This is a genomic window from Oleiphilus sp. HI0043, from assembly GCF_001634935.1.
Genome location: NZ_LWEY01001700.1, coordinates 1 through 8,055, shown reverse-complemented (window position 1 = coordinate 8,055; position 8,055 = coordinate 1). Strand labels below are relative to the sequence as shown.

The 8,055-nt window shown below is 43.0% G+C and carries 11 protein-coding genes; 7 read left to right on the top strand and 4 right to left on the bottom strand.

Features of this window, described 5'->3' with window-relative positions:
* From A3729_RS34705 to A3729_RS25950, 3 genes are all read left to right on the top strand, one after another.
* On the top strand, window positions 1-173 hold a 173-nt coding region (locus A3729_RS34705; protein ID WP_197476106.1), incomplete at its 5' end, for a DUF6488 family protein.
* Between the two features lie 873 nt (window positions 174-1,046).
* On the top strand, window positions 1,047-1,694 hold the full coding sequence (locus tag A3729_RS25955) for a hypothetical protein (protein WP_068507266.1): 648 nt from the start codon (window positions 1,047-1,049) through the stop codon (window positions 1,692-1,694).
* Between the two features lie 46 nt (window positions 1,695-1,740).
* On the top strand, window positions 1,741-1,983 hold the full coding sequence (locus tag A3729_RS25950; RefSeq protein WP_156490373.1) for a hypothetical protein: 243 nt from the start codon (window positions 1,741-1,743) through the stop codon (window positions 1,981-1,983).
* A gap of 276 nt (window positions 1,984-2,259) precedes the next feature.
* Here the strand turns inward: A3729_RS25950 and A3729_RS25940 are convergent, their stop codons facing one another.
* Window positions 2,260-2,481 (bottom strand): hypothetical protein, encoded by a 222-nt coding sequence (locus A3729_RS25940; protein ID WP_068634429.1) that lies wholly within the window; start codon window positions 2,479-2,481, stop codon window positions 2,260-2,262.
* 29 nt (window positions 2,482-2,510) lie between these two features.
* On the opposite strand from A3729_RS25940, the gene A3729_RS25935 reads away from it, so the two are divergent.
* Window positions 2,511-3,050 (top strand): methyl-accepting chemotaxis protein, encoded by a 540-nt coding sequence (locus A3729_RS25935; RefSeq protein ID WP_082865156.1) that lies wholly within the window; start codon window positions 2,511-2,513, stop codon window positions 3,048-3,050.
* 150 nt (window positions 3,051-3,200) lie between these two features.
* Here the strand turns inward: A3729_RS25935 and A3729_RS25930 are convergent, their stop codons facing one another.
* Together A3729_RS25930 and A3729_RS25925 are read right to left on the bottom strand one after the other, a co-directional pair.
* Window positions 3,201-3,812, bottom strand: a complete 612-nt coding sequence (locus A3729_RS25930; RefSeq protein ID WP_068508355.1) for a Yip1 family protein — start codon at window positions 3,810-3,812, stop codon at window positions 3,201-3,203.
* 135 nt (window positions 3,813-3,947) lie between these two features.
* On the bottom strand, window positions 3,948-5,276 hold the full coding sequence (locus tag A3729_RS25925; RefSeq protein ID WP_068508348.1) for a DASH family cryptochrome: 1,329 nt from the start codon (window positions 5,274-5,276) through the stop codon (window positions 3,948-3,950).
* A gap of 157 nt (window positions 5,277-5,433) precedes the next feature.
* Between A3729_RS25925 and A3729_RS25920 the strand changes: the two genes are divergently transcribed.
* The 3 genes from A3729_RS25920 to A3729_RS25910 all read left to right on the top strand — a co-directional run bounded on the left by A3729_RS25920 (window position 5,434) and on the right by A3729_RS25910 (window position 7,808).
* On the top strand, window positions 5,434-5,694 hold the full coding sequence (locus A3729_RS25920) for a DUF3081 family protein (protein WP_197469968.1): 261 nt from the start codon (window positions 5,434-5,436) through the stop codon (window positions 5,692-5,694).
* A gap of 23 nt (window positions 5,695-5,717) precedes the next feature.
* On the top strand, window positions 5,718-7,274 hold the full coding sequence (locus tag A3729_RS25915) for a cryptochrome/photolyase family protein (RefSeq protein ID WP_068634428.1): 1,557 nt from the start codon (window positions 5,718-5,720) through the stop codon (window positions 7,272-7,274).
* Window positions 7,275-7,373: 99 nt separating this feature from the next.
* A complete protein-coding gene (locus tag A3729_RS25910; protein ID WP_068508353.1) occupies window positions 7,374-7,808 on the top strand; it encodes a DUF3429 domain-containing protein in 435 nt (144 codons plus the stop codon).
* Between the two features lie 35 nt (window positions 7,809-7,843).
* On the opposite strand, the gene A3729_RS25905 is transcribed toward A3729_RS25910, so the two are convergent.
* Window positions 7,844-8,055 (bottom strand): IS3 family transposase (locus tag A3729_RS25905; RefSeq protein WP_156498143.1); only part of this gene is annotated, 212 nt, incomplete at its 5' end.

The following is an 8,055-nucleotide window of genomic DNA, read 5'->3' as shown; positions in this document are numbered from 1 at the left end:
CATCTTGGTCTAGCGTAACTTCTAAATCAGTCGAGGAAAAATCATTCGGACATGGCCCAGAATGGGTCGTTACATTTGAGAATGAGTCCATCGAAGACCCTAAAAAGCAAACGCTTTACGTTTTCTTTACGATCAACGGAAAGTACTTGGCTTCTAACTTTACGGGGCAGTAAGGCCTAACGGGAGGTGTTCGCACCTCCCTTCCTATATTTTGCTTATGTCCAGTTTGAGGCCATCTTCTCTTGAAAAACGACCTTGCTTCCAAGAATCTTAATTGTTCAAATCTGAATAAGTCTCGTGAAGAGCTTTAAATAACCTGCTTGAGTGTGCGATACCTAGAGGTTTTATTGATCCAGAGTGGGCTAAGAGTGGGGGGGAATACCTATCTGGCTTGTCATAATAGCTTTGATTTAGGGTAGGGCCGTTTAGAATGATCTAGCGGATATAGTGTCTATAGAGCTTTGAGAAAAATATGTGGTTAAATGTGACTTTATGCCTCAGCGCTATGTCTGAATGGTAGAGTAAGGACAGTATCACAGAGCCTTATAAACTGAATTTCAATTTTTAATCGAGTATCTACTATGAAAAGTTGTAGCACCTTTAAGCAGCCCGGTTGAGTAGTGTTGAGTTTGGCCCCTGAAATATGGGGCTTTTTTTTGCGTTAAGGTTAGGTGCTAATGATCCTTTATTTGGGGTCGTCAATATTATTATCTAATAAGATCAGAGTTTTACAGATACCAACGGAATAAAATGTCTGATATTCTTATAGAAGCTCAAAAGGAAGGGTTTCTCCCAGAAACTCAAGTGGCATTGGGCACTAGCGAAGAAACGATCGAATGTGAAGGTTGTTATTCGCAGGTACAAGAAAGGGATTTAAAAGGCGGGGAGGCATGTCCTTACTGTTCTCTCGTGATTGCATAAAGTGCGAAAGAACATTTCCTAGCTTTGATCAAGTCTATAAAGGTCACCTAACAAAGACCCTCTGATTTGTAAATCCCTTTTGATGCTGAAATATAATCTATTTTCACTATTCAGGGGATAAAGGAATGCAAAATACGGCTATAAAAGTTATATCAACGTGCTTAGTTACTGGAACTCTAATTGGCTGTAATGGAGGTGGAAGTGGTGGCGGTGGAGCTGCCCCTGGAACTAATGGTGGTCAAGGCGGTGGAGTAGGGCCTGAGTTAGTAATCGAGTTTAGAGAGGCACCTCTAGACCCAAAGGTTTTTAATCTGCTTTCAAATGATAGAAGTACAGAAAATCACTTTAACCCTGAAGAAAAGTTAAGCATAACTTGGATGACAACGGTTAAATATTCGGATGACACTACGTTAGGTGTTAATCAAAGAGAGCTTTACCAAGCAAAGGTCTATCTGAGTGATAATGATATTATTGAGATTGATAATGATCTGGAGTTGTTCACTATCCAGTGTTCTTTCCCAATGGCATTGGGAGCAGATTATGGGTGTAGTGAATTCGCTTCATTTGAAAGTGTATATGCAAAGGATAATTTGAACCAATTTTCTACAACAAGTATTCCTTTAAATAAGCCTGAAGGTATCCAAAATCATGTTGTCGATGCAACGGATTTTCTGGATATTATTCCAAAAGATGCCAATGTTATAATAGAGACCTGCTTGATATCTGAGCCTGACAATTGTGCAGAGGCATCTGTTGCAATTGAGTTATACTAGCCAAACATCCCTGATGCATAATAGAAAAAAAATGAAGGCAGTTTTTTTGAAAAGACCTATAGAGATTCCTTTCTGTGAAGACATAGATGGTTTAACCGATGCTGTAGAACTCATGCTGGACCTAGTTCAAACCAACATTGATAAAGGGTTCATCCTGGATATAGACGCTGTTTTCGAATATGCGCAAGATGGTTTTACTCTGGTTACCTTTAACCTTTTAGTTAAGAATCTCAATAAAACGCTTTCCGATCAGGCAAGGGCAGTCACTCAAACTTTCACTGTGCATTAATTTAACCTGGTCAGCTGTCTGGAACCCGTGTCTTCTGCGTCGAAATTAGATCATTATAGAGAGCTCGCGGGACCAATTATTCATGCAGTTATCCTCGAAACGGGGAAAAATGATGTGAAGCTGATACGGAAAAAACTAAACCAGGCTTACCCATTTGAAGCTAGGTGTGGACAGGCTTATCGAGCCTGGTTATCAGAAGTACATTCCCAACTTGGCTTTACCTTACGAAGAAAAAACAGTTCAGAAAAACAATTAGACCTGTTCGATCAACCTTAATTATTCTTCTTCGACGGCCTCTAGAACGGATTCAACAGAAGCTGTAGCTAAGCCATCAACATTGACTGAGAAGTTGGGTTTCCCTAGTGAAAGCGCTGCCCCTATAAAAGTATTCCCAATCGCGGTCAATTTCTCTTCATGATCCTCAACACCTAACTGATCACACAAATCAGCCACACCATTAGCAAACTCTTGCAGTTTATCTTCTGTCAGACCTGTCATAGATATTCCTTTAGTACGATTCTGAATCAATGGCAACAGCGATACAGAATATGGAGGAAGTGAAGGAAAGTAATGACGGTATTCTTGCCATGATGAATGTCATTACGGATATCGCTGAGCAGACCAATCTTCTTGCACTTAATGCTGCAATTGAAGCGGCCCGTGCAGGGGATCAAGGTAGAGGATTTGCTGTCGTGGCTGATGAGGTTAGGACACTGTCCAAAAAAAGCAACGAATCAGCTCAGAAGATTAGAACTTTGTTAGACAAAGCGAGTTCTGATGTCAAAGCGGGTGCTGAAGCAGTCAATATGTCGGGCTCCGCGCTAGATAAAGTCGTCATTTCGGTAAAACAGGCGGCGGGGAATATTTCTACCGTCTCAGATTCAATGAGCAAGCAACGTACGCAGATTGAAGAGATTGTTCTGGAGAGTAAGAATGTTGAAGATATTAGTCGAACAAACGCCGACGCGGGGCAAACTTTGATGGATGCAAGTCAGGGGCTTTCAGAATTAGCGCACGAGTTATCAATCATGGCAAAAGATATGAACACCCTAGTAAGAAGCGCGTAGTGATCGCAGCTAATATTGAACACAGTTGAGCACGGTGACTAGTACAATCGGTATCCAACCAAGCTTGTCATCCGCTGAAAACATATTGACATTAAGAACGCCATCGACAGACCGGGTTCAACATTGATGAACCCGTCTATCTCGCTTTACTTAACCTGATACGAACTGAGGGGCGAAGCCTATGCTCCAGATGACGACTGTACCGACTCTTGTTGCTACAAGGTAAACGAGAGCGACAGTCAAGATAGCGCCGCTAAACAACAATGCGCGTTCTTTGCTAATACCCATGACAATCGGTAAACCGTCGTAGATCAAGAATCCTGCATATACTGCCGCTATAAGATATACAGCCATGTTGAAAATAGGTTCAGGGTTTAAAAGGGCGATACCAGCCAAAAAAAGTGGCGTACAAGAATAGGCTGCCAAGGCGATACCGTTTGCTGCATATTCATCATGTTTGCCTCCATAGGTTTTAGACATCCAATCGATTGCCCAGCCAAGCCCAAATACACCAATAAGCATTGCGATGTAGGTGATTATGTTGAGTTGCAAAGCGCTCTGGGTCGTCAGTTTAGTGATTTGCCCATCGCCAACTTGCCAACCAAACTGTGTCGTCGATATATAGGCGCATATTGGGCTAATCATTGCTAGAACGGCAATGTATGCAACATAAATTCTTCCCGGATTACTATGTTCTTTGCGGATCGATTCCCATTCTTCATCAGGGTGAGTGAACATTCCAAAAGCATGATTCAGTAACATTGTATTTCCCCATATTTTCCAAAAGAATATTTGCTTGATAGTAGACTTGAAATTTGCCTTTCTCATCGATCCGTTACGCTAGGAATCAATTAATGGATCACTCGGTTTTTTGCTCGTCTTTGTTCGGTATCTCTATTACTCGTGTATGATTGGCCAGTCGGCAGCATCGCGAGAGTCTAAATTTGGATCCGTTTCAGCTCCCCAGCGTTTTTGATACAAACCGTCAGGGTCATAGAGTCTCGACTGCTTTTCAAGATCGAAGTGGCGCCCTCCTCTTGGGTCAACCCCCACGCCTGCAATGTATTGCCAATTGCCCCAATTTACTGCCAAGTCAAAGTCAATGAGACAGTACTCAAACCAAGCTGCTCCATAGCGCCAGTCCACGCTCAATTCATTAACCAAACAACTGGCTGCGATTTGTCGGCCTCTGTTTGATAGATACCCCGTGTTTTTTAGTTCCTTCATGCAGGCATTGACAATCTTGAAAGGCGTTTCGCCTTCACACCATTTACTGAAGCGTTCAGGGTAGAAACTAGTAAGCGGGGGTGACTTTTTGGATCCTTGGAAACTAAATAGTTGGTCTCCTTTTAGAAAGTGCCACCATTGGAAATATTCTCTCCACAATAGCTCGACATATAGCCAACGAGATGAATCGTTAGACCCGTTTTCCTGTTCGTATTCAAGCAATTTCTTGATGACCTGGCGTGGAGATAGACAGCCGCTACTTAACCAGGGTGATATTTTGCTGCTGTTGGTCCAGCCGGATAATTCATTCCTTACTGTCTTGTAGCGACGGGGCGCATCACTGGAGAAATACTCGAACAGATGGCCAAACGCTTCGCGTTCACCACCGGTAAAGCGGAGCGAAGTCGTATTCACAGGAAGCCAATCAGGAATCTTCTCTGCTTCCAACATATCTATCTTAGGCATGATTGGCAGGAATTTGGGGGCAGGAAGGGGGTCAGGGACACCTTGATTTTCAATTGATTTCCTGAAGCGTGAGTATGTTTGGGGTAACTGAGAGACCTTAAACGGTAGTTCTAACTCATTGAAGATCGTGTATTGTTCATATTCTATTACCGCAGCCTCGGAGCATTTCCTGCGAATCGCTTTAAGGATGTGCCGCTCATAAGAACCGGAAGACTGAGTCAATACGAGGTCACTAAAGCCGTAATTATTGATAAGGTTGGATATCAGCTCAGTTGTATCACCATATAAAACAATCAGCTCTTGGTCATATCGTGCGAGGTTTTGTTTTAAATCCTGAATGCATTCCAAGGTGAACTGCCAGCGATGTTTGCTGATGGAAGGTTGCTGCCATAGCTTCTGCTGAAACCATCTAGGGTCTACGACATAGATGCACAGTAGGCGATCGGCGCTTTTTATGGCGTGCAGCGCCTGGTTGTCATGAATTCGCAGGTCTCGAGTAAACCAGTATAGAACTCTTCGTTGTTTAATGAGCATATGGATTCCGTAGTGCGCTGAGGGTGTTTCAGGCACTTACGAAGCAGGTTTCATTTTGGATCAGTGCATGGGGTGATCCATTGACGCGTTGATGCGTATAAGCTTTTAAATGCTCGGTGTGGTCTTGGGGCACATTCTAATTTTAGGAGTTGGGAACTTGGAACAGCATATTGAACCAAAGGTAGTCATGCTGGCAGCTGAATGCATTCGGCAAAAAGGAAGCATGGAGGGAGGCAAGCTTATTTATCAGCAAATTAGCCTCGAACTGAGTTATGACGGTTACACGATTATGCTCAGTGACCACAAAGTTAAGCTAACTCTCTTTTTTCACAACAAGATGAAAATTGAGTGCGCTCAAAACAGGGATCTGGAGAGTTTTTACGAAAAGTTGAAAAATATTGCACGCACTGTTTTCTAGCAATGGCCAACGAGAGAGAAATCATGAGTTTGAAAACCAAGCGTCTAAGGCTTGTTTTGGGGGATCAATTAAATAGCCGTCACTCTTGGTTCAAGGAATCTGATCCTGACACCTTGTACATTTTGGCTGAACTGACGCAGGAAACTAACTACGTAAAGCATCATGTTCAAAAAGTTTGTGCTTTCTTTGCCGCGATGGAGGATTTTGCGGAGAATCTAAGACAGGCAGGACATAGGGTAAAGTACTTCAATTTGGACGAAAGCTCGGGATATAAAGATTTGCCAGCATTGCTTTCATCTGTCATTGAACGCTGCGCTTGTCAGGTATTTGAATATCAGCAACCTGATGAATATCGACTGCATGTTCAACTACGTGAATTTACTCGAGACTTGGAGATCACCTCCCGACTCTATGAAACCGAGCATTTTTTTCTTGAGCACAACGAACTACCTCTATGGTTCGAAGGTGGCAGACATCATCGAATGGAAGGTTTCTATCGTAAAATGCGTAAACGCTTCAGTGTCTTGATGGAAGGAGGCAGCCCTTTAGGTGGAAAGTGGAATCACGATGAGGACAATCGTCATGCGCTCAAAAAGAAAGACTTAGCTGATATTCCCCAGCCACTGGTGTTTGAAAATGACGTAAGTGTCATTCTAAAACGGTTGAACGATCATGAGATTGTCAGTTTCGGTAATGCGAACATTAAGCTAGTTTGGCCGATTAACCATCGACAAGCGATGGCTCAACTTCAATACTTTTGCCAAGTATGCCTCCCGAAATTCGGCTACTTTCAAGACGCGATGACCTGCAATTCTCCTCACTCCTGGAGCCTATATCACTCACGGCTGAGTTTTGCTTTGAATGCCAAGATTATTAGCCCTGATGAGGTGATCGATGTCGCCATTGAAACATACTATCAACAGCAATCTAGTATTTCGATTTCGCAGATCGAAGGCTTTGTTCGTCAGATTCTTGGCTGGCGAGAATATGTTAGAGGAATGTACTGGGCCAATATGCCGGATTATACGGAACAGAATCGATTGAATGCGAGTAGACCTTTGCCAAGTTGGTTTTGGACTGGTGAAACCAAGATGGCGTGTATGAAGGAGAGTATCAAACAGTCTTTAGAGTATGCTTATGCCCACCATATTCAGCGCTTAATGATAACAGGTAACTTCTCTTTGCTGGCTGGTCTTCATCCCGATGAGGTAGATGATTGGTATTTAGGGATTTATATCGATGCCTTACAGTGGGTTGAGCTACCCAATACTCGAGGGATGGCCTTGTTTGCTGATGGGGGGTGGATCGCCACAAAACCCTATGCTGCGAGCGGCAACTATATCAACAAGATGAGTGACTACTGTAAGAGTTGTCATTATAAGGTTAAAGAGAAGGTAACGCCCGACGCCTGTCCATTCAATGCTCTTTACTGGGATTTTTTTGGAAGGCATGAAGAACGCTTGGCCGACAATCAAAGGTTATCTTTTATCGCCAAGCAGTGGGCTAAAAAATCTGATCAAGAAAAGCAGCTCATTCACGAGAGAGCGCTGACATTGCTAGACAATATTGAAACGATCTAAATAGAGCTAGATCTATAAACTGGTATCAACAATAAAACAGTTCGAACGCTGCCAGTGCCTAATGAACGGTTTTACTCAGACTTGGAGTTAATCTGCCACATGAACAAAAATAAGCGTTGTATCGCAATATCCTTGACCTTTGCCGGAGCACTCCCTTTTTACTTGATCCCAAGTATGTATCTGTTCCTTTCTGATATGCACGAGACTAATTTGAACTTGGCTTTGCGTATATATGCCGCTGTGATCATCTCTTTCCTGGCGGGCATTCATTGGGGATTGTTTCTGCTTCGTGATGCATCCATCAATCTCTTCTTGCACAGTAATTTTGTCACTCTTCTAGCTTGGTTAGCAGCGTCTTGTGAGTCGATTTATAGTTCGCTCGTGTTCGCCTTCTGTTTTATCTATTTGCTGGTGATTGATCGAAAGCTATTTGAGGAAGAGGTGTTGGAGTCTTGGTTCATGAGGTTGAGATTGGTGATAACGCTTGTCGTTCTCGTTTCCTTGGTTTTTTCTGCAATGGTGTTTGACTGGTGAAACGAGTCAAGCAGAATGTGTTCTGCGCAACTAAATCAGGACACTTTTCTTAAAGAGTTTTCGTACTCGATTGGCGACATATCTTCGTTAGAAGTATGGAGCCGCTCTAAGTTGTAATAACGCATGTAGTCAGCCACATCATTTCTCATATGCTCTCTCGTTGGCTGGGGCACTTTCAAAACCCAGTCATGCTTTAAGCTTCCAAAGAACCGCTCCACAACAGAGTTATCCCAGCAAGCACCTACAT

What these genes read in the sequence shown, in the direction of transcription:
- A3729_RS25955 (WP_068507266.1), top strand. Translation starts at nt 1,047, where the DNA reads ATGCAAAATACGGCTATAAAAGTTATATCAACGTGCTTAGTTACTGGA.
- A3729_RS25940 (WP_068634429.1), bottom strand. Translation starts at nt 2,481, where the DNA reads ATGACAGGTCTGACAGAAGATAAACTGCAAGAGTTTGCTAATGGTGTG.
- A3729_RS25935 (WP_082865156.1), top strand. Translation starts at nt 2,511, where the DNA reads ATGGCAACAGCGATACAGAATATGGAGGAAGTGAAGGAAAGTAATGAC.
- A3729_RS25930 (WP_068508355.1), bottom strand. Translation starts at nt 3,812, where the DNA reads ATGTTACTGAATCATGCTTTTGGAATGTTCACTCACCCTGATGAAGAA.
- A3729_RS25925 (WP_068508348.1), bottom strand. Translation starts at nt 5,276, where the DNA reads ATGCTCATTAAACAACGAAGAGTTCTATACTGGTTTACTCGAGACCTG.
- A3729_RS25915 (WP_068634428.1), top strand. Translation starts at nt 5,718, where the DNA reads ATGAGTTTGAAAACCAAGCGTCTAAGGCTTGTTTTGGGGGATCAATTA.
- A3729_RS25910 (WP_068508353.1), top strand. Translation starts at nt 7,374, where the DNA reads ATGAACAAAAATAAGCGTTGTATCGCAATATCCTTGACCTTTGCCGGA.